The sequence below is a fragment of the Paraburkholderia sp. RL18-085-BIA-A genome (assembly GCF_046027075.1).
Taxonomy (GTDB): domain Bacteria; phylum Pseudomonadota; class Gammaproteobacteria; order Burkholderiales; family Burkholderiaceae; genus Paraburkholderia.
In genome coordinates, this window is sequence record NZ_JARESU010000102.1 from 1 (window position 1) to 19893 (window position 19893).

The following is a 19893-nucleotide window of genomic DNA, read 5'->3' on the forward strand; positions in this document are numbered from 1 at the left end:
GCGCCCATTGTTCGCTTGGGCGCGCCGCCTTTTTTCCGTAGGTCCGCTCCGCTCAGTGCTGCTCGAACCGCTCGAAACGCTTTTCGGTCCTGCGTTCTTCGCCGGCTACCTCGGTCACGCGCGCCGCCGGCGGGCCGTGACGCAGCCACGACAGCATCCGGTCGACCTGGTTGGCCGGACCCTGCAACAACGCTTCGACGGAACCGTCGTCGAGGTTCGCCACCCATCCCTTGATGCCGAGCGCGTGCGCCTGCCGCACGGTTGCGTGGCGAAAGCCGACGCCCTGCACCATGCCGCGCACTCGCACGTAGTAAGTTTCGATCCGCTGATCCAGATCCGGGGCCATGCCACCTCCTCCTCACAAACTTTCAAGCCGGCATTCTAGTCGCGTCGCGGCGAGCCTGCTCGCCCGAGCCGCGACACGCAAGGCGCGCGCCACGTACAATCCGTCGACTGTCATGCGGGGAATGGAATCAGAATGACCGAACAGAATCGCGATCTCGTGCTCGTGACCGGCGCTTCCGGCTTCGTCGGCTCGTCGGTGGCGCGCATCGCGCAACAGAAGGGTTTCAAGGTGCGCGTGCTGGTGCGCGCCACCAGTTCGCGCCAGAACGTCGAGGCGCTGGACGCGGAAATCGTCGTCGGCGACATGCGCGACGAAGCGTCGATGCGCAACGCGCTGCGCGGCGTGCGCTACCTGCTGCATGTGGCCGCCGACTATCGCCTGTGGGCGCCGGACCCGAGCGAAATCGAGCGCTCCAACCTCGAAGGCACCGAAGCGACCATGCGCGCGGCGCTGAAGGAAGGCGTCGAACGCATCGTCTACACGAGCAGCGTGGCGACGCTGAAGGTGACCAGCTCCGGCCAGTCCGCCGACGAAACGTCGCCGCTCAAGGCCGACCAGGCAATCGGCGTGTACAAGCGTAGCAAGGTGCTGGCCGAGCGCGCGGTGGAGCGGATGGTCGCCGAGGACGGGCTGCCGGCGGTGATCGTCAACCCGTCCACGCCGATCGGTCCGCGCGACGTGAAGCCGACGCCGACCGGGCGCATCATCGTCGAAGCGGCGCTCGGCAAGATTCCCGCCTTCGTCGATACGGGCCTGAACCTCGTGCACGTGGACGATGTCGCGGCCGGCCATTTCCTCGCGCTCGAACGCGGCAAGATTGGCGAACGCTATATTCTCGGCGGCGAAAATTTGCCGCTTCAGCAGATGCTCGCGGATATCGCCGCGCTGACCGGCCGCAAGGCGCCCACGCTCGCGTTGCCGCGTTGGCCGCTCTACCCGCTCGCGATGGGCGCGGAAGCGGTCGCGAAGATTACAAAACGCGAACCGTTCGTCACCGTCGACGGCCTGAAGATGTCGAAGAACAAGATGTATTTCACGTCGGCGAAGGCGGAGCGCGAACTCGGCTATCGCGCGCGGCCCTATCGTGACGGCTTGCGCGACGCGCTCGACTGGTTCAGGCAAGCCGGCTATCTGAAGACCTGACCGCGCTGCGCGGGCCAATCCGGCACGGCCGTAAGCATTTTGTTACAAGTCCCGTCTATGTGACGGGTCAAAGCGCGCGCGCAGCAGGTAAAATCGCGGGTCTTACCAGAGAAACCTCGCATGAACCTTCACGAACAGCTCGGCGCGCTGGAAATGGGCGTCGATCAGCTCATTCAGGCTGTCGTGGCCAAGCAGGCCGAAAACATTCCAGAGACACCCGCGCAAACCGCTGTGACGCAAGCGTCGGCGGAGCCTGTCGCGTCCGACGACTTTGCGGCCGCATCCGAATCCGCGGCGGAAAAACCTGCGGCTGAGACGGCGGCAGCCGTCGTCGAGGACAATGCGCCAGCGTTGGACGAACCAGCGGCAGAACCCGCAACCGAACAACCGGCCGCGCAGCTCCAGCCCACGCTGCAGATCGGCCGCCCCGCGCAGGACGAGATCACGATGACGATCGGCGACCAGACGGTCGCGCTGCGCCCGGACCAGATCGGCAAACTGATCGAGGAATTGTCGAACGCGCGCGCGTCGATGACGCTGGAGCAGCCGCCGGGCATTCCGCCGGGCTGGCGTTTCGTATCGACTAAGAACCCGGTGATGGCTGTGCAGAAGCAATCGAACGGCGACCGCTTGCTGGTCATGCGCCACACCGGCCACGGCTGGGTGCCGTTCACGTTCTCGCCCGATGTGGTGATCCAGCTCTACATGTTGCTGACCAACGCGTGATGTAGAAAAGCGGCGCGAGGCGCCGCTTTTTTTCGTCTGCCGTCTGCTCAACAAGCGGGCCGCCTCATCGCTCCTGCACGGGCGCCTGGACGCGCGACTTCCACTGACCGCCCTTGCCACGCCAGTAGCGCACCGCCGACGCGAACGTCGCGCCGACGTAGAACAACGCCACCAGCGGCAGAAACGGCGCCCATAACGGTGAGCGGCGGTAGTAGCGGAGCATCGGCGCATAGGCGCAGCACATCGCCGCCCACGCGAGCCACGCGGGCCATCCCAAAGGACCGAGCACGAGCGCGGCGACGGGCGGCATCAGATAGATGATCGTCATGCCGGCCAGCGTTCCCGCGAGCAGCACCGGCGAATAATGCAGCTGCGTGAACGCGGTGCGCGCGATCATGTTCCAGATGTCACGCCAGCTATCGTATGGACGCAGCGACACGCTGCGCGCCGCCACGTCCAACCGGATCGGATGACGCCCGGTGCCGCGATGTTTGATACGCGCGGCGAGGCTGCAATCGTCGATTAGCTCGGCGCGAATCGACTCGATGCCGCCCGCTTCTTCGAGCGCGCTGCGGCGCACCAGCATGCAACCGCCCGCCGCCGCCGCCGTGCGATTGCGCGGGTTGTTCACCCACGCGAACGGGTACAGCTTCGCGAAGAAGAATACGAAAGCCGGAATCAGCGCCTTTTCCCAGAAGGAGTCGCAACGCAGACGGACCATCAGCGAGACGAGGTCGCGCTTTTCCGCGTCCGCCCGGGCGACGAGTTGCACGAGCGCGCCGTCGGGATGGCCGATGTCGGCGTCGGTCAACAGCAGGTAGTCGGCGGGCAAGCCGAGCGTGCGCACCGCCTCGATGCCCTGCGACTGCGCCCACACCTTGCCGGACCAGCCCGGTGGCAGCGGCTTCGCGCTCAACACGGTCAGGCGGTCCGGGCATTGCAGCTGCAACGCGGCGGCGCGAGCGGCGTCGGCGGTGCCGTCGGTGCTGTGGTCGTCGACGACGATCACGTGAAAAGCACCCGGATAGTTCTGCTGAAGCAGGCTCGTGACCGCCTCGCCGATCACGTCGACTTCATTGCGGGCCGGCACCACGGCGGCCACCGCAGGCCACGTCACACGCGGCGCGACGGCGAGGGGCGCAGCCGGACGCGCGCGCCAGAAACCGCCGCGCGCGAACAGCAGCACGCACCAGATCAACAGGGAAAGACACGAAAGAAGAAACAGAACCACCGCCATTAAGCATTACCCTCGATTGAACGCGCCTGCACACCGACGCGCCGCGACAGCCGCATCACCACGGTGCGCGCCGCGACCACGCACCAGTCAAATGTGTTGAGCACCGGACGCTCGCGAAACACGTCGTAACCCGCCTTCTCGATCCGTTCGAGAAAGCGCAGGCCGCCATGCACGGCGGCGCACAGTTCGATGCCCAGCCGGCCCGGCATGCGCAGCGCGAGCGGCGCGCCGCGCACCAGCGTCTGCCGCACGAACGACACCTCGTAGGCCATCAATGCCCGCCAGGCGTCGTCGACGACGCCCTTGGCGATATGCGCTTCGGTCACATTGAAGCGCCGCAGATCCGCGAGCGGCAGATACACGCGATCCCTTTTCCAATCGGCGGCCACGTCCAGCCAGAAACCGATCAGCTGCGAGGCTGTGCAGATCGCGTCGGCGTCGGCGAGATTCTCCGGCGTCGCCGCGTCGAGCAGATACAGCATCAGATGCCCGAGCGGGTTCGCCGAGTGGCGGCAATAGTCGAGCAGCGTGGCCCGGTCGGCATAGCGGCTGGTGTCGATGTCTCGCGAGCAGGCGTCAAGCAGATCATAAAACGGCGCGAGCGGCAGTTTATACTGTGCGGCCACGCCGGCGAGTTTGCCGAACAGCAGCGGATGGACCGGCGCCGCGCGCCGCGCCGCCACCGCGTCCAGACCCGCGCGCAGGTCGGCGAGGCGTGCGTGCCGCTCGGCGGCGCTCCAGTCGCTTTCGTCGGCGATATCGGCCGCGGTGCGAACAAGCTGATAGATAATGTCGATAGGCGCGCGCAGCGCCTTCGGCAGCAACACGGTCGGGATCGGAAAATTTTCGTACTGTTCGACGTCCATCCAGCGAGCCTCGAAACCTTTCTGTAATGCGGCTCGCGATGCGCGCCGCAGGGACCCCGTAGTTTAAGGGTTCCGTCAAACCGGTGCAGCATGCCGACATGGCGGCACGCACCCTGGATGCGATGCCGCAAAGCAAGCTGCGCCTGCGGCTCGCGCCCAACACAAGGGGGCGCCAAGAGCAAAGCTGCCCTGATAGCGTTAGAATGCGCGTTTGGTTTTGCTGTACCGGCTCGTCGCCGGGGCTCAAGACGTCAACTAATTAGACGATCGCGGCGATAAAGTCACGCTTATGGACTTCTTCGCAACTCGCGTCAGTCGGAGTTCGCCCATTTATGCGAGTCATCCTTGCTCAGCCCCGCGGCTTTTGTGCGGGTGTTGTTCGCGCAATCGAGATCGTCGATCGCGCGTTACAGCAACACGGCGCGCCCGTGTACGTTCGTCACGAGATTGTCCACAATCGGCACGTGGTCGACAATCTGCGCCAGAAAGGCGCGCGCTTCGTCGAAGAGCTCGATGAAGTGCCGCAAGGCGCCGTGGCCATTTTCAGCGCGCATGGCGTTGCTCAAACGGTCGAACGCGACGCGGAAGCGCGCGGCCTCGACGTGCTCGATGCAACCTGCCCGCTCGTCACGAAGGTGCATGTGCAAGGTCGCCAATATGTGAGCGCCGGCCGCACGCTGATCCTGATCGGCCACGCAGGCCACCCCGAAGTGGAAGGCACGATCGGCCAGATTCCGGGCAAGGTGCTGCTGGTGCAAAGCGAAGCCGAAGTCGCGCATCTGGACCTGCCGGCCGACGCGCCGCTAGCTTATGTCACGCAGACCACGCTGTCGGTGGACGACACGCGCGGCATCATCGACGCGTTGTTGCGCCGCTTCACCAACATCGTCGGTCCCGATACGCGCGACATCTGCTATGCCACGCAAAACCGCCAGGCGGCAGTGCGCGAACTGAGCAAGCAGGTCGACGTGCTGCTGGTGGTGGGCGCAACCAACAGTTCCAACTCGAACCGGCTGCGCGAGATCGGCAGCGAAAGCGGCGTGGCGAGCTACCTCGTCGCCGACGGTTCGGAAGTGAAGCCGGAATGGTTTGCCAACGCGCAAACCGTCGGCATCACGGCCGGTGCTTCGGCGCCGGAAGAGATGGTCACGAACGTAATCGATGCGCTGAGCGCATTGGGGCCTGTCGATGTCACGACGATGGCGGGCCGTGAAGAAAAAGTCGAATTCAAGTTGCCATCGAAACTGATGCAACCACTCGCTGCACGCGAAGTTTAAGGAGGACGCCTTGTCTATTCCGCTGCTACAGAAAGTCCGGGTCGGCGCATACATCATGCGTCAACACCTCTCCGGCAACAAACGCTACCCGCTCGCACTGATGCTGGAGCCGCTGTTCCGCTGCAATCTCGCCTGCAATGGCTGCGGCAAGATCGATTATCCGGATCCCATCCTGAATCAGCGTCTGTCGCTGGAAGAATGCCTCGGCGCAGTCGACGAATGCGGCGCGCCAGTGGTCTCGATCGCAGGCGGCGAGCCGCTGCTGCATAAGGAAATGCCGCAGATCGTCAAGGGCATCATCGCGCGCAAGAAGTTCGTCTATCTGTGCACGAACGCGTTGCTGATGGAAAAGAAAATGGACGACTACGAGCCGAATCCGTACTTCGTCTGGTCGGTCCATCTGGACGGCGACAAGGAAGCACACGATCACTCGGTGTCCCAGGAAGGCGTGTACGAGAAGGCCGTGGCCGCGATTCGCGAAGCGAAGCGCCGTGGCTTCCGCGTGAACATCAACTGCACGTTGTTCAACGACGCGGTGCCGGAACGCGTCGCCGCGTTCTTCGACACGCTGGGCCCGATGGGGGTGGACGGCATCACCGTTTCGCCGGGTTATGCGTATGAGCGCGCGCCGGACCAGCAGCACTTCCTGAACCGCGACAAGACCAAGCATTTGTTCCGCGAAATTTTCAAGCGCGGCAACAACGGCAAGAACTGGTCGTTCAGCCAGTCGGCGATGTTCCTCGACTTCCTGGCCGGCAATCAGACCTACGAGTGCACGCCGTGGGGCAACCCGGCGCGTACAGTGTTCGGCTGGCAGAAGCCGTGCTATCTGGTCGGCGAAGGCTATGTGAAGACCTTCAAGGAGCTGATGGAAACCACGAACTGGGACAACTACGGCACGGGCAACTACGAGAAATGCGCTGACTGCATGGTGCACTGCGGCTTCGAAGCGACCGCCGTGATGGATACGGTTGCGCATCCGCTGAAGGCGCTAAAGGTCAGCCTGCGTGGCCCGAAGACGACGGGCGAGTTCACCAAGGACATCCCGCTCGACAAGCAGCGTCCCGCCGAATATGTGTTCTCCCGCCACGTGGAGATCAAGCTCGACGAGATCCAGCGCTCCGGCAAGGGCAAGAAGGTGCAGACGGCGACCGCCGCGCACTGAGATTCAACGGCGGTTTCGCGCCGCCCCGGTTCGCGCATGAAAAAAGCGCGGTGGCTTGATGGCCACCGCGCTTTTTTTACAGCCCCGAAAACCGCCGAGCCTTAACCCGCGCCGCGCGCATTGTGCGCGGTCAGAAACTTGATCAGCCCGTCGATCCCGCCTTTGGCGATCTGGTCGGCGAACTGCGTCTGATACACCTGGATCAGCCACGCGCCCATCATGTTGATGTCGTAAATCTTCCAGCCGGAGGGCCCTTTGGTCAGCCGGTAGTCGATCCCGTCGTCACCACCGTTGCTGATCACGTGTGACTGCACAACGACGTCGGTGGCGCCGGCCGGTACGTTCGCCGGCACGAATTTGAACGTCACGTCCTGGTCGCGCAACTGCGAAAGCGAAGCAGCGTAAGTGCGCACCAGCAGCAGCGTAAACTGCTCGTAGAGTTGTTTTTGCTGCTCGGGGGTTGCGGTCGACCACGGCTTGCCGACCGCGATCCGCGTGGTGCGCTGGAAATCCGTGGCGGGCACGAAGCGCGTTCGGACCAGTTCGGTGATCTTCGCCATGTCGCCGCCGCGCGCCTGCGGATCGGCTTTCATCGCGGCGACCGTGCCCTCGACGGCACTTTTTACCAACGCATCAGGCGCGCTTTGCGCGTAAGCCGCCGTGGACACCACGGCCGCAACCAGAAAAGCAGACAGATAACGTTTCATACGGTCGCCAGAACTTGAGAGAAGTAAGCGCCAGCGGGCTTGCGAGCCCGGGGCGAGTGCAAGATAGACCAGTATACCGAGATTGCGTTCCCGCCCCTGATAGCGTCGCCGGGAGCCGCACTTGCTACCGAAGTCGGGTTGCAGCGCCCAGGCTCTGTATACTTGTGCACTTTCGTTAAAAACAACATCCGTGATAAGGCTACGTTCGCCTACATGCTGAAGTCATCTATCGTCCGTCTCGTCGCCTCTTCGGTGCGCCATCCGTTCCGGATCATCGCACTGTCGATCGTGCTCGCCATTTTGAGCAGCTTATACGTTGTACACAACTTCAAGATCAATACGGACATCAGCCGTCTCATCGAAACCGACAAACAATGGACGGAGCTCGACAACGCGCTGAACCAGGCGTTCCCGGATCGCGGTGAAACCGTGCTGGTGGTGGTCGAAGCGCGCGCGCCGGAATTCGCCGACGCCGCCGCCAATGCGCTGACCGCCGCGCTCAAGAGCAACCCGAAGGAGTTCGTCGCGGTGTCGCAGCCCGCCGGCGGCCCGTTCTTCGAACGCAACGGCCTGCTGTTCCCGTCAACCGACGAGGTGATGTCCACCACCGCGCAGCTCGTCCAGTCGCGTCCGCTCGTCAACGCCCTCGCCCACGACCCGAGCCTGACCGGGCTCGCCGGCACGCTCACCACGAGTCTCTTGCTACCGTTGCAACTCGGCCAGGTGAAGCTCGGCGACATGAGCCACCTGTTGTCGCAAAGCGCGAACACGCTCGACCGCGTGCTGGCCGGTCAGCCGGCGGCGTTCTCGTGGCGCGCGCTGGTCGACAAGAGCGCCGCCACCGATCCGGCGCGCTCGTTCGTGATCGTGCAGCCGGTCGTCAACTACGACGCGCTACAGCCGGGCGCGATCGCCTCGAAAGCGATCCGCGACACCGCCGCGTCGCTGCACCTCGACTCGCGTTATGGCGCGACGATCCGACTGACGGGCGAACAGCCGCTCGCCGACGAAGAGTTCGCGTCGGTCCAGGACGGCGCGGTGCTCAACGGCATCGGCACCTTCATCGTCGTGCTGGTCATCCTGTGGCTCGCGCTGCGCTCGGGCCGCATGATCGCCGCCGTGTTCATCACGCTGTTCGTCGGACTCGCGATCACCGCCGCGCTCGGCCTCTTGATGGTCGGCGCGCTCAACATGATCTCGGTGGCCTTCATGGTGCTGTTCATCGGGCTCGGGGTCGATTTCGGCGTGCAGTTCGGCGTCAAATACCGTGAGGAGCGTAACCGCGACAACCGGCTTTCCGCCGCGCTGATGCATACCGCGCACAGTATCGGCGTCCCTTTGACGCTCGCGGCCATCGCGGTCGCGCTGAGCTTCTTCTCGTTCCTGCCGACCGCGTATCGCGGCGTGTCCGAGCTGGGCCAGATCGCCGGGGTCGGCATGTTCGTCGCGTACTTCACCAACATGTCGCTGCTGCCGGCGCTGCTGAAAGTCTTCAACCCGCCGGGCGAAGTCGCCTCGCCGGGCTTCAAGCAACTCGCGCCCGTCGACGATTTCCTCGATCATCACCGCAGGCCCGTGCTGATCGGCACGCTCATCGTCGTGATCGGCGCCACGCCGCTGCTCACGCATTTGCGCTTCGACTTCAACCCGCTGCATCTGAAGGACCCGCACACGGAATCGATGGCGACGCTGCTGTCGCTGAAGGACTCGCCGGAAGCCGCGGTCAACAATGTGCATGCGCTGGCGCCCTCGCTCGCCGCAGCAGATCAGATGGCCGCGCGTTTGCGCGCGTTGCCGGAAGTGGGCCGCGTCACCACGCTGAACACTTTCATCCCGAGCGAGCAGCAGCAAAAGATGATGCTGATCGCGAGCGCCGCGCAGCAACTGTTGCCCGCGCTGCAGCAGCAGCCCGCGCCGAAAGCCACCGACGAGGTGCGCGTGGCCGCGCTCAAACGCGCGTCGAACCAGCTCTCGCTGGCTGCAGAGGATCATCCGGGCCCGGGCGCCGCGGAAGCCGAGCATCTGTCGGCGACGCTGCAAAAGCTGGCCGCCGCCGACGCCGCCACGCGCGACCGCGCGGAAACCGCGATGTCCGACACGCTGCGCATCGCGCTGAAGCAGTTGGAAAACCTGCTGCAGCCGACCGAAATCACCCGCGAGAACGTGCCCAAGGAAATCTCCGCCGCGTGGGTGTCGAAGGACGGCCGCGCGCTCGTCGACATCGGGCCGAAGGTTCAGCCCGGCACCGACCCGAACGACGACGCGATGCTCGCGCGCTTCGCGCATGCAGTGAAGAAGGCGGAGCCGGGCGCGATCGGCGGACCGATTTCGATCCTGCATTCGGCCGACACGATCATCAAGGCGTTCCTGCAGGCCGCCGCCTACGCGCTGCTTTCGATTGCGATCCTGCTTTGGATCGCGCTGCGGCGAATCAGCGACGTGCTGCGCACGCTGGTGCCGCTGCTCGTTTCGGCGCTCGTCACGCTGGAGTTATGCGTGGTGTTCGGCATGCCGCTGAACTTTGCGAATATCATCGCGTTGCCGCTGATGCTCGGCGTTGGCGTAGCATTCAAGATCTACTTCGTGATGGCCTGGCGCAACGGCCAAACCGGCCTGTTGCAGTCGAGCCTGACGCACGCCGTGCTGTTCAGCGCAGCAACCACGGCAACCGCGTTTGGCAGCCTCTGGCTGTCGCATCATCCGGGCACGTCCAGCATGGGTCGGCTGCTGGCGCTGTCGCTGTTCTGTACGCTGATCGGTGCAGTGGTGTTTCAGCCGGTGCTCATGGGCAAGCCGCGTCAACGTCGCGCGAAGCAAAAAGGAATATAAGCATGAATTTGCGTAACACCGCGCTTGCGCTCACCGCCGCGGGTCTGATCTCCGGTTGCGCAACCGGCCCCGACCGCAAGCCTGGCGACCCTTTCGAACCGGTCAACCGGGTCGTGTTTCAATTCAACGACGGGGTGGACCGCTATGTGGCCGTGCCGGTTGCCAAGGGCTATCAGAAAGTGACGCCGCAGCCGTTGCGCACTGCCGTCAGCAACTTCTTCTCGAACCTGGGCGATCTGACCAACGCCGCGAACGCACTGCTGCAGTTGAAGTTCACCGACGCGACGGAGGACATCATGCGCTTCGCGTTCAACTCGGTCTTCGGTCTAGGGGGCCTGCTCGACTGGGCGACGCCCGCGGGCCTGCCCAAACACCACCAGGATTTCGGTCTGACGCTCGGGCACTGGGGCATTCCGTCGGGCCCGTATCTCGTTCTGCCGCTGTTCGGGCCGAGCACCGTGCGCGACAGCATGGGCCTCGTCGTGGATGTGAAATTCAATCCGTTGAACTACATGGAACCGGCGGTGCGCAATCCGCTGTATGTGCTGCAATTCGTGAGCACGCGCTCTGACCTGCTCGGCGCCACCGATCTGTTGCAGCAGGCCGCGCTGGACAAATACTCGTTCGTGCGCGACGCGTACACGCAGCAACGCCGCGCGCGTCTGCGCGGCACGAGCGAGAACGCCGTGCCGCTGCCGAACTACGACGATCAGGGCGACTCCGGCGCGGAGACCCCGGCCGCGGGCGCACCGGCGGCCGGTGCACCGGCCGTGCTGCCGAACTACGCGGACCCCGGCGACGCCGCGCAAGCGCCGAACGCGGCCTCTGGCGCCGCCACCGGCGCCCCGGCCGGCGTGCCCAACTACACGGATCCGGGCGAGACGCCTGCCAGCGGCGCTGCGGGCGCAGTGTCGGCGACGCCGCCGGCGACGGCGCCAGCAGCCGCATCGGGCACACCGGCGCCGATGCCTCAAACCGCGCCGGCCGAGGACAAACAACCGGCTTCGGCACCGGTCGCGCAATAGAGATTGAGGAAGGAAACGCGTTGGAGAAGTACGAAAGCGCTACGGGACACCCAGAATGGGTGTCCCGCGAAGACTAGCTAAAAGCCGGTAAGTCTGAACAGAACCCCAGTACCGCGTCGGCACGCGCCAAGGCGGAATGCCGCCGCCCCGCAACGCGCCAAAGCCGATCAACTAACCTCAATGCAGGCTGTCCGCCTCAGCGCGCGCCGCCACCCTCTCGTCTTCGACGGCTACCGCGCCTTGCGGCACCTGCCGCGAACTCTCGCGATAACGCGCAAACGCCTCTTCCGCATAACGGATCTGGGTGCGGCTGTGCGGCGCGGGCTCGCCGTTTTCGTCGAGATTGACGAACACCATCTTGTCGACGGTCAGGATGCTCTTACGCGTGATCTTGTTGCGCACTTCGCAGCGAAGCGTGATCGACGTGCGGCCAAAATGCGTGGCGGTCATGCCCAGCTCGATGATGTCGCCCTGACGCGCGGAACTCACGAAGTTGATCTCGGACATGAACTTGGTCACTACCCGCTGATTGTCCAACTGACAGATCGCGTAGATCGCCGCTTCTTCGTCGATCCAGCGCAACAGGCTACCGCCGAACAGCGTCCCGTTGGGATTGAGGTCTTCGGGCTTGACCCACTTTCTGGTATGGAAATTCATTTGGCACTCCGTGTTTGGGGCTCCTGGTCGGCGGATCTCCGCCCGCGAACCTAGGGTTAACACTGACATTGTACCAAACGTAGGGGTTTTCCCTAGTATTTCAATAACTACTGAATTTCCGGCCGGTAATCATCGCGGGAAACCGCGTGCCGCCTACTCTATCGGCCGGTTGCCCTTCAAAGCGCCGTCATGCGCAGTGCCCCGCCCTCGCTCATCGCCTGCCGCGCCTGCACCAGCGAAGTCCGCGCGGCGCGGGCGTCGATTGCAACCTGAATCAGCGCGCCGAGTTGCGACGGTTGTCGCAACAGCTCGCGCAGAATCGGCCCGAGCGCTGTACTGCCGTCGTCGCGCAGGCCAGCCGTCGCGGCGGACGGCAGCGTGCGCCATGCCGGGTCGACTATTGCGCGGCACACGGCGAACGGCAGCCCATGCGCGGCGGCTATCGCACCGGCAATGTGCGACTCCATATCCACCGCCAGCGCGCCCGCCGCGCGATGCAGCGCGCGCTTGTCATCCGCCGTCACCAACGGCGCAGCGACTGCTGCCATCAGCCCGCGACGCAGACGCACCGCGAGCGGCCCTCCGGCCATGGCGGCGGCGAGCCTGTCAGCCCATTGCCGATCGGTTTCGAGCCGGCCAAACGGCCCTTCGATGGCGTCCGCGACGATCAGCGAGCCCGGCTCCAGATCCGGCGCCAGTCCGCCCGCCGTCCCGAAACTGACGATGCCCGAACAGCCGCGCGCGACCGCCGCGCTCAGCGCCCGTTCGAGCAGATCAGCGCGCGCCGCGTACACCACCTCGACGCCCTCGCCTCGCGCGATCCGCGCTTCGAACGCCATGCCCGTCACCACGATCACAGGCAGGCTGTTGCGACTGGCATCGGCTGACGGCGTTGTCGAAAGCGGCATCCGTTACATCCCGGCCGCTACGCGCGTGAGCCTGTTGCGCTTCAAATGGCGGAAGCGCGCCAACGCCCACAGCGGGAAGAACTTGCGATAGCCGTGGTAGCGCAGATAGAACACGCGCGGGAAACCGGTCGCGGTGAAGCGCGTTTCGTCCCACAAGCCGTGCTCGCGCTGTTCGCGCTGCAAATAGTCGACGCCGCGCGCGACGGCTTCGTGATCGACCTCGCCCGCCGCCATCAGGCCCAGCAGCGCCCAGGCGGTTTGCGAGGCCGTGCTCGGCGCGCGCTCGTAGCCGCGATAGTCGAGCTTGTAGCTCTCGCCGCCCTCGCCCCAGCCGCCGTCCGGATTCTGGATCGACAGCAGCCACTGTGCGGCGCGCTTCATGCGCGGGTCGTCGTGTGGCATGCCGGTTGCGTTCAGCGACGACAATGCGGTCCACGTGCCGTAGATGTAGTTCAGGCCCCAACGGCCGTACCAGCTGCCGTCCGACTCCTGTTCCTGCAACATGTACGCGAACGCGCGTTGCGCGGGCTCGCTGTTCTGCGGCAGTTCGCCGAGTTGCGCGAGCATCGACAGACACCGGCCCGACACGTCCGCAGTCGGCGGATCGAGCAACGCGCCGTGATCGGAGAACGGAATGTTGTTCAGGTAGTACTGAGTGTTTTCCGGCTCGAACGCGCCCCAGCCGCCGTCGCTGCTCTGCATGCCGACCACCCATTCACGCGCGCGCGCAATGGCTTCGCGATCGACCGGCGATTGCGTGAGCGCCGCCGAGCGATGCATCGCCATCGCGACCACCGCCGTATCGTCGACGTCCGGATAGTGCGCGTTGTTGTACTGGAACGCCCAGCCGCCCGGCCGCACGTTCGGCCGGCGCGAGATCCAGTCACCGCGCACGTCGAGAATCTGCAGCGGACGCAGCCACGCGAGCCCGCGTTCGGCGGCCTGCTCGGCATGCGCTTCGCCGGTTTCGAGCAGCGCGTGCGCGGCGAGCGACGTGTCCCATACCGGCGACAGACACGGTTGGCAATATGCTTCGTCGTCCTTGATAACGAGCAGCTTGTCGATCGATTGGCGAGCGACCGCGCGATTCGGATGATCGGCCGGATAGCCGAGCACGTCGTACATCATCACCGAGTTGGCCATCGCGGGGAAAATCGCGCCGAGGCCGTCTTCGCCGTTCAGCCGTTCGTCGACGAACGCCACCGCCGCACGCACCGCGCGTTCGCGCGTGGCCTTCGGGAACAGGCCGTCGAGCGCGCGCAGCACCGCGTCCGCGCTGCGGAAGAAGCCGAACCAGCCGGCGTGCTGATGCGGCGCCCGCTGGTTCATGCCGGTGTTGACCGGCGCGCCGCGGAACAGCTCGTCGATGCGTACACGACGCGGATTACGCGCGAGCGGCCGCTTCGCGTTGAGCACCAGCAGCGGCACGATCACGGTACGCGCCCAGTACGACACCTTCGACAGATGGAACGGGAACCACATCGGCAACAGCATGATTTCGACGGGCATCATCGGCACCGCGCGCCACGACACCACGCCGAACAGCGCAAGCAGAATCCGCGTGAACACGTTCACGTTTTCCGCGCCGCCGTGGGCCAGAATCGCCTCGCGCGCGCGGACCATGTGTTCGGCGTCCGCCGGGTCGCCGATCATCTTCAGCGCGAAGTACGCCTTCACGCTCGCGCTGATGTCGAGCGCGCCGTCGGTGAAGAGCGGCCAGCCGCCGTTGGCCAACTGGATGCGCCGCAGATAGCGCGCGATCTTCTGCTCCAGTTCGAGGTTCGGCGTTTCGCCGAGGTAGTGAACCAGCAGCACGTATTCGGCGGGGATCGTCGCGTCGGCTTCGAGTTCGTAGACCCAGTGGCCGTCCGGCTTTTGCGCGGCGAGAATGGCGTCGGTCGCGCGCGTGATCGCGGCGTCCAGCGACGCTGTCGACGCCACGGCTGCGTGCTTTTCGGCTTGCGTCTGCGCTTGCGTCTGCGCTTGCGTCGCGACAGCCGGCGCGTCGAGCGCCGCGCCAGCGGATTCAGGCAGGTCGGCGTCCAGCGCCTGAGCTTGAGATAAATCGTTCATCGGCGTTCCATCGGTTCATTCAGCAGCATATCCGCGGCCTTCTGGCCGGAGCGGATCGCGCCTTCAATCGTCGCGGGCAGGCCGGTGGCCGTCCAGTCGCCCGCGAGCATCAGGTTGTTCCAGCGAGTGCGCGTGCCCGGACGCAGCGTTTCCTGGTCGGGCAGCGCGGCAAACGTCGCGCGTTTTTCCATTACGACCTGCCAGGCCGGCATTGACGCGGCAGGAAGACTGGCGGCCTGGGCCACCTCGGCCCAGACTGTGCTCGCGAGGGCTTCGTGCGGCATGTCGAGCAGACGCTCGGCCGCGTTGACCGTGACCGAAAGGCGGTCGTCGAACGCGATCAGCCATTCGGCCGTCGCGTTGAGCAGACCGGTGACCGGCGGCACACCGAACGGCGGCTCGACGGCGAAATGCACGTTGACGGTCGCCGCGAACCGGGTCGGCGCCCGCAGACCCGGCACGAGGGTCGGTGCGATCTCCGGCGGCACCGCGAGAATCACCGCCTGGTTGGCGTCGAGCGTGACCTCACCGTCGACGAAAGTCAGCGCCTGCACGCGGCCACCGTTGGCGGCGAAGACGATTTCCCTCAAGCGCGAACCCAGCTTGATCGTTGCGCCGCCATGTTGCAGCAAGCGCAACGCTGGATCGACGAACGCGCTGCCCAGCCCGTTGCGCGCCACCAGCGGCCGGCAGGCGAGGCCGCCGGCCAGCAACGCCTCGCGCACCATCGCGCCGGTCAGTTCGGCCGACGCTTCGCGCGGCTCGACATTCAGCAGCGCGTGCAACAGCGGCCTGAGCAGCCGGTCCCACAGCGGGCCGTTGCAACGCATGGTCTGCGCGACGCTGCGCCCGGGCTTGGCGAAAAGCAGCGGCACGAGCGCCAGATAGTCGCCAGGACCGGTATTCGGCACGCGCGCGTTCGGGTCGAAGATCCACCACGGCAGGCGTCCCGGCGACAGGCGCACGCTCCAGCGCGCCCGCGTGGCCAGGTCCACGAACGGAAACTCGGGCTGCTGCGGGCCGACGAGTTCGTCGGCGGCGCCGATCGCGCGCGCATAGTTGAGCGTCGCGGCGTTGCCCGACAGCACCATGTGATTGCCGCTGTCGATGGTCGCGCCCAGCTTCGCGTCGTAGTACGAACGGCAGCGGCCGCCCGCCTGGGCCGCTGCTTCATGCAGCACGACCTGGGCGCCGCGCCGTTGGAGCTGCACTGCGGCGGCCAGACCGGCGAGGCCCGCACCGACCACATGTACGAGCTTCGGCATCAGCTCAGAAGAGCGCGTAACGCGCGACGATCCACAGCATGCGCAGCTTCGGCTTGCTGACCTTCGTGCGCGGAATGTCGAAGCCGCGCTCCAGCGTGCGCTCGAACAGCAGGCGATAGACGCCCGACATGATGCGCGGCGCCCGCACGTGAGTGCGCGGCTCGCGGTCCATGATCGCGTCCGACGCGGCGAAGTGCTGCCGCGCGCGCTCGGCAAGCGTCGCGCATACGCGCGGCAGCGACGGATCGTCGGCGATCTGCGCGGGGTTCGTCACCGCGATGCCTTCGCGCGCCAGCAGTTCATACGGCAGGTAGCAGCGGTTGATGCCGGCGTCTTCGTCGATATCGCGCAGGATGTTGGTCAGTTGCAGCGCGCGGCCCAGGTGGTGCGCGAGCAGCCGGCCGGGCTCCTCCTGCATCCCGAATATCCTCACCGACAGACGGCCCGCCGCGCTGGCGACGCGGTCGCAGTATAGGTCGAGCGTGGCTTCGTCGGGCGCGCAGATGTCGGCGGCGGCGTCCATCGCCATGCCGTCGATCATTGCCTGAAAATCTTCGCGTTGCAGGTGAAACGTGTGAATGTGCCGCGTCAGCGCGCGCAACGAAGCACGCGGCGCGCCGGCATAGCACGCGTCGATGTCGGCGCGCCAGCGTTCGAGCGCAGCGGAACGTTCGGCGCGCGGCATGTCGCTGTCGGCGATGTCGTCGACTGCGCGGCAGAAGGCGTAGACCTGATACATCGCATCGCGCTGCGCGGCCGGCAGGATGCGCATGGCGAGATAGAACGAGCTGCCGGACGTGGCGGCAGCGGCGTCGATTTCTGTATCGTCCACGACAAGATTGGAAACAGCCAAGACGATCTCCGCTGGAGGCGCCCGCTGAAAGGCGTTCAAAGAGGTTCTATGCCTACCCGCTGGGCAGGTAGCCCGCGCGCGCGGACACGCGCGAAACACCCGGCTGGGATGCCGGAAACGGCGAAAAGTATATCAACGTTTGCAAGACGCCGCAGTTTCACGGATGAATTGGGGGCAGGAACGGAACGACGGCTGCATGGCGAAGGGCGGCGGGCGGTACGCCGTCAGTGTGTGCGGCGCGTCGCGTCGCGTCGTTTGGCGACGAGACAGCGTCCTGGCCGGCGCAGGCCACCGCCTGTTCCGCACCTTGCGTCACACGGCCGCGACACCGTCAGCTAAACGAGACAGAACAGTTGCGCCCTTGCCGCTTCGCACTGTAAAGCGCCGCATCGGCTTCGTTGATCAGCACGTCGTACGCCGGCACGCCCATGCGCGCCGCCGCGCCGCCGACGCTCGCCGTCACCGGCACGCTCGTGCCCTGCACCTCGACCGGCGTATCGGCGATCACGGCGCGGATCTTGTCCGCGACGCGCATCGCGTCGGCAAGCGGCGTACAAGGCAGCAGCAACGCGAACTCCTCACCGCCGAAACGCCCAAAGGTGTCCTGCGCCCGCACCACCTCGGCGACGCGCTGAGCCATCACGCGCAGCACCGTGTCGCCGACGCCGTGGCCGAACTGATCGTTGATCTTCTTGAAGTGGTCGAGATCGAATAGCAGCATCGACATGTCGCCGCCATAGCGCTGCCAGCGCGTGAATTCATCGCGCAGACGCGCTTCGAAGAAGCGGCGATTGGCGATGCCTGTCAGACCGTCGCGGTCCGCGTACTCCTGCAGCTTGGTGACCGCCTCCTCGCGCTCGCGCTGCACGATGCTCACGTGCGTGACATCCGAGATCGTCACGCACACGGCGACCACTTCGCGATCGCGCGTGAGCGGCATGAACGTGACGTCCTGCTGCATGAAATCGACCCCGCCGGTAATCGGCCGGTCGTGATCGAACCTGAACAGATACGGCCGCTGTTCCCACGAGCTGAACGCAAAACTGCCGAGCTGAAACACGCTTTCCAGCTTGCGCGACAACCACACGCGCGGCAGCTCCGGAAAGTGCGAGAACAGCGACTTGCCGACCACCTGTTCCGACGACAGCCCGCTGTGATCCTGCATGAAGCGGTTCCACATGAGCACGTTCATCTCGCGGTCGAGCACGAAGATGCCGAAGCCGACGCGCTCGACCACCAGATCGCTCAACGAATCGACGGACACGCTCATAGGCTCGACAACAGCGCGTCGAGCGCCATGCTCATGTGGCGGATCGACTCCTCGGCCATCAGCATCACGAGGTGCGCGCGGAAGCTGTGATCCTCCAGCGCGAAATTCACTTCGACCAGCAGCGCGACTTCCCATTGCAAGACGCCGGGCTGGAACGCGTCGTCGAGCGTCATCGCTTCGCCGAGCATACCGGGCGCGGAGAACACCGGCGTGCGGCCGAGCTGGTCGAGAATCGAGGACACGCACGCGCCCGTCAGCACGTTCGCGACGTCGAACATCAGTTCCGTCTGACTCACCGCCTCATAGCTCGATCGCGCGTACGGATCGCTGACGAGCGAGCACAACTGCGCGATGCAGTCGCTGCGGCAGATCACCAGCGCCTCGCCCTTGATGTCGGAGCGAAAACCCTGGCGCACCGCGCTCACGGTGTCCTCGATCCCGGTCATCTCGCGCAGCGCCTGCGCCGCCTCGGTGACCGCCACCAGTTTCACGCGCGGCACGGACAACTCGATGAACGAATCGAGCAGCCGCGCAAGCCGCGTCGCGGCCTGGCCCATCGCCAGATTGGCGACCTCTTGCAGCGCGTCGCGCTGGTCTTCGGTAAGGATTGGCTCAGACATACAACCCGTACTCCTTGAGGATGGGCAGTACCGCCTCGGGCGTCACGGGCTTGGCGATGAACGCAGCGGCGCCGAGCGCGCGCACGCGCGCCTGGGCCATCGGCTGAACATCGGCGGAGACGACGATCACGAAGGTGTTCAGATCCTCGTGCTGCAATGCTTCCAGCACCTGGTAGCCGGTCATGTCCGGCATCGTCAGGTCGAGGAACATCACCGACGCCTTGCCTTCGCGATACAGAGCGAGCGCTTCGCGCCCGTTCGACGCGTAGGACACGTCGACCTCCCAGTCCGGCGGCAATGCCCGGGTGAGCACCTTGCGGGCAAGCAGCGAATCATCGGCGATCACAATGGGCAAAGGCATGGGCGGGTCGGAAAAGCGAAATTATCTATTACGCATTAACGGCGAACCAGCACGATTTCTTTAGCGCAAGCGTCGTCGACTTGCGGCAAAGGGCGATGCATCGGGCTGGGACGCAGGTTGTTGCGTGCGAACGGGGAGCGGGCGCGGTGACGCGCCTTTGATGGATCGGACGGGCCCGTATGGATACGAGCGCGCACCGTGGACGATGGCTATGACCGGCATGTTCGAAGCCTACCCCGTAGATCAATCTGCGCGGCTTCGTGGATCAGGCTGGCCCCCTGCCGCGCATGGATCCGCGCGCGCCTCGGCACACGCGTAATGACGCATGCTCTGGAGGCCCTCGCGGCGAATTCGTCCGAACATGGCAGACGGATTTTTATCGTGGATGGATTCTCGAAGCAAAACGGCGTAAAGGCAACTCCCCAAATTCATATTCATTAAAGATATTTTCCTGTGCAGCGCACTTTCTCAAAATGTTTTTATAGCCTGGATAGGCTTTCTTTTATATTTATACTTTTGAATACGTTTGCGCTTCCGGATTTGTCGCTGTTTAAAGAACAGACGA

18 protein-coding genes are annotated in these 19893 nt (G+C 65.1%); 6 read left to right on the forward strand and 12 right to left on the reverse strand.

Translation table 11 applies throughout. The annotated features are described in order from the left end of the window. Positions 1 to 52: 52 nt before the first annotated feature. Positions 53 to 346 (reverse strand): acylphosphatase, encoded by a 294-nt coding sequence (locus P0D89_RS38555; RefSeq protein WP_408358656.1) that lies wholly within the window; start codon positions 344 to 346, stop codon positions 53 to 55. A gap of 132 nt (positions 347 to 478) precedes the next feature. On the opposite strand from P0D89_RS38555, the gene hpnA reads away from it, so the two are divergent. Together hpnA and P0D89_RS38565 are read left to right on the forward strand one after the other, a co-directional pair. Next, positions 479 to 1489, forward strand: a complete 1011-nt coding sequence (gene hpnA / locus P0D89_RS38560; RefSeq protein WP_408358657.1) for a hopanoid-associated sugar epimerase — start codon at positions 479 to 481, stop codon at positions 1487 to 1489. Between the two features lie 120 nt (positions 1490 to 1609). Further along, positions 1610 to 2215 carry a hypothetical protein gene (locus tag P0D89_RS38565; protein WP_408358658.1) on the forward strand — a complete coding sequence of 202 codons (606 nt, stop codon included), beginning with the start codon at positions 1610 to 1612 and terminating at the stop codon, positions 2213 to 2215. Between the two features lie 64 nt (positions 2216 to 2279). Here the strand turns inward: P0D89_RS38565 and P0D89_RS38570 are convergent, their stop codons facing one another. Both P0D89_RS38570 and hpnC read right to left on the reverse strand, forming a co-directional pair. Beyond that, positions 2280 to 3452: a glycosyltransferase gene (locus tag P0D89_RS38570; protein WP_408358659.1), complete on the reverse strand. Its 1173-nt coding sequence runs from the start codon at positions 3450 to 3452 to the stop codon at positions 2280 to 2282. Then, complete coding sequence (hpnC, locus tag P0D89_RS38575; RefSeq protein ID WP_408358660.1) at positions 3452 to 4318, reverse strand: squalene synthase HpnC; 867 nt, start codon at positions 4316 to 4318, stop codon at positions 3452 to 3454. Before hpnC ends, P0D89_RS38570 begins: the two co-directional genes overlap by 1 nt. A gap of 332 nt (positions 4319 to 4650) precedes the next feature. On the opposite strand from hpnC, the gene ispH reads away from it, so the two are divergent. Then, on the forward strand, positions 4651 to 5595 hold the full coding sequence (ispH, locus tag P0D89_RS38580) for a 4-hydroxy-3-methylbut-2-enyl diphosphate reductase (RefSeq protein WP_408358661.1): 945 nt from the start codon (positions 4651 to 4653) through the stop codon (positions 5593 to 5595). Between the two features lie 10 nt (positions 5596 to 5605). Further along, positions 5606 to 6760: an adenosyl-hopene transferase HpnH gene (gene hpnH / locus P0D89_RS38585; RefSeq protein ID WP_408358662.1), complete on the forward strand. Its 1155-nt coding sequence runs from the start codon at positions 5606 to 5608 to the stop codon at positions 6758 to 6760. A gap of 101 nt (positions 6761 to 6861) precedes the next feature. Here the strand turns inward: hpnH and P0D89_RS38590 are convergent, their stop codons facing one another. Next, positions 6862 to 7467: an MlaC/ttg2D family ABC transporter substrate-binding protein gene (locus P0D89_RS38590; RefSeq protein WP_408358663.1), complete on the reverse strand. Its 606-nt coding sequence runs from the start codon at positions 7465 to 7467 to the stop codon at positions 6862 to 6864. A gap of 213 nt (positions 7468 to 7680) precedes the next feature. Between P0D89_RS38590 and hpnN the strand changes: the two genes are divergently transcribed. Further along, positions 7681 to 10296: a hopanoid transporter HpnN gene (hpnN, locus tag P0D89_RS38595; protein ID WP_408358665.1), complete on the forward strand. Its 2616-nt coding sequence runs from the start codon at positions 7681 to 7683 to the stop codon at positions 10294 to 10296. A gap of 2 nt (positions 10297 to 10298) precedes the next feature. Continuing rightward, positions 10299 to 11321 (forward strand): MlaA family lipoprotein, encoded by a 1023-nt coding sequence (locus P0D89_RS38600; RefSeq protein WP_408358667.1) that lies wholly within the window; start codon positions 10299 to 10301, stop codon positions 11319 to 11321. A 177-nt stretch (positions 11322 to 11498) separates the two neighbouring features. On the opposite strand, the gene P0D89_RS38605 is transcribed toward P0D89_RS38600, so the two are convergent. The 8 genes from P0D89_RS38605 to P0D89_RS38640 all read right to left on the reverse strand — a co-directional run bounded on the left by P0D89_RS38605 (position 11499) and on the right by P0D89_RS38640 (position 19328). Continuing rightward, positions 11499 to 11978: an acyl-CoA thioesterase gene (locus P0D89_RS38605; RefSeq protein WP_408358669.1), complete on the reverse strand. Its 480-nt coding sequence runs from the start codon at positions 11976 to 11978 to the stop codon at positions 11499 to 11501. A gap of 176 nt (positions 11979 to 12154) precedes the next feature. Continuing rightward, positions 12155 to 12886: a phosphorylase gene (locus tag P0D89_RS38610; RefSeq protein ID WP_408358671.1), complete on the reverse strand. Its 732-nt coding sequence runs from the start codon at positions 12884 to 12886 to the stop codon at positions 12155 to 12157. Between the two features lie 3 nt (positions 12887 to 12889). Next, positions 12890 to 14959: a squalene--hopene cyclase gene (shc, locus tag P0D89_RS38615; RefSeq protein WP_408358673.1), complete on the reverse strand. Its 2070-nt coding sequence runs from the start codon at positions 14957 to 14959 to the stop codon at positions 12890 to 12892. Then, positions 14956 to 16224 (reverse strand): hydroxysqualene dehydroxylase HpnE, encoded by a 1269-nt coding sequence (gene hpnE, locus P0D89_RS38620; RefSeq protein WP_408358675.1) that lies wholly within the window; start codon positions 16222 to 16224, stop codon positions 14956 to 14958. The genes shc and hpnE overlap by 4 nt, the downstream gene beginning before the upstream one ends. 4 nt (positions 16225 to 16228) lie before the next feature. Then, entirely contained in the window at positions 16229 to 17077 is an 849-nt protein-coding gene (hpnD, locus tag P0D89_RS38625; protein WP_408358677.1) for a presqualene diphosphate synthase HpnD, read from the reverse strand. Positions 17078 to 17408: 331 nt separating this feature from the next. Beyond that, complete coding sequence (locus P0D89_RS38630) at positions 17409 to 18347, reverse strand: sensor domain-containing diguanylate cyclase (protein WP_408358679.1); 939 nt, start codon at positions 18345 to 18347, stop codon at positions 17409 to 17411. Next, on the reverse strand, positions 18344 to 18967 hold the full coding sequence (locus tag P0D89_RS38635; protein WP_408358681.1) for a chemotaxis protein CheC: 624 nt from the start codon (positions 18965 to 18967) through the stop codon (positions 18344 to 18346). Before P0D89_RS38635 ends, P0D89_RS38630 begins: the two co-directional genes overlap by 4 nt. Beyond that, the gene (locus tag P0D89_RS38640) at positions 18960 to 19328 is read right to left on the reverse strand and encodes a response regulator (RefSeq protein ID WP_408358683.1); all 369 of its coding nucleotides are present in this window, start codon (positions 19326 to 19328) and stop codon (positions 18960 to 18962) included. Before P0D89_RS38640 ends, P0D89_RS38635 begins: the two co-directional genes overlap by 8 nt. Between the last annotated feature and the right edge of the window lie 565 nt (positions 19329 to 19893).

Bases quoted from the DNA above. Each gene is read 5' to 3' on its own strand.
- P0D89_RS38610 (WP_408358671.1), bottom strand. From the start codon at position 12,886: ATGCCGCTTTCGACAACGCCGTCAGCCGATGCCAGTCGCAACAGCCTG.
- hpnC (WP_408358660.1), bottom strand. From the start codon at position 4,318: ATGGACGTCGAACAGTACGAAAATTTTCCGATCCCGACCGTGTTGCTG.
- P0D89_RS38640 (WP_408358683.1), bottom strand. From the start codon at position 19,328: ATGCCTTTGCCCATTGTGATCGCCGATGATTCGCTGCTTGCCCGCAAG.
- P0D89_RS38635 (WP_408358681.1), bottom strand. From the start codon at position 18,967: ATGTCTGAGCCAATCCTTACCGAAGACCAGCGCGACGCGCTGCAAGAG.
- P0D89_RS38605 (WP_408358669.1), bottom strand. From the start codon at position 11,978: ATGAATTTCCATACCAGAAAGTGGGTCAAGCCCGAAGACCTCAATCCC.
- hpnN (WP_408358665.1), top strand. From the start codon at position 7,681: ATGCTGAAGTCATCTATCGTCCGTCTCGTCGCCTCTTCGGTGCGCCAT.
- P0D89_RS38600 (WP_408358667.1), top strand. From the start codon at position 10,299: ATGAATTTGCGTAACACCGCGCTTGCGCTCACCGCCGCGGGTCTGATC.
- P0D89_RS38570 (WP_408358659.1), bottom strand. From the start codon at position 3,452: ATGGCGGTGGTTCTGTTTCTTCTTTCGTGTCTTTCCCTGTTGATCTGG.
- hpnA (WP_408358657.1), top strand. From the start codon at position 479: ATGACCGAACAGAATCGCGATCTCGTGCTCGTGACCGGCGCTTCCGGC.
- P0D89_RS38555 (WP_408358656.1), bottom strand. From the start codon at position 346: ATGGCCCCGGATCTGGATCAGCGGATCGAAACTTACTACGTGCGAGTG.
- P0D89_RS38590 (WP_408358663.1), bottom strand. From the start codon at position 7,467: ATGAAACGTTATCTGTCTGCTTTTCTGGTTGCGGCCGTGGTGTCCACG.
- ispH (WP_408358661.1), top strand. From the start codon at position 4,651: ATGCGAGTCATCCTTGCTCAGCCCCGCGGCTTTTGTGCGGGTGTTGTT.
- P0D89_RS38630 (WP_408358679.1), bottom strand. From the start codon at position 18,347: ATGAGCGTGTCCGTCGATTCGTTGAGCGATCTGGTGGTCGAGCGCGTC.
- shc (WP_408358673.1), bottom strand. From the start codon at position 14,959: ATGAACGATTTATCTCAAGCTCAGGCGCTGGACGCCGACCTGCCTGAA.
- P0D89_RS38565 (WP_408358658.1), top strand. From the start codon at position 1,610: ATGAACCTTCACGAACAGCTCGGCGCGCTGGAAATGGGCGTCGATCAG.
- hpnE (WP_408358675.1), bottom strand. From the start codon at position 16,224: ATGCCGAAGCTCGTACATGTGGTCGGTGCGGGCCTCGCCGGTCTGGCC.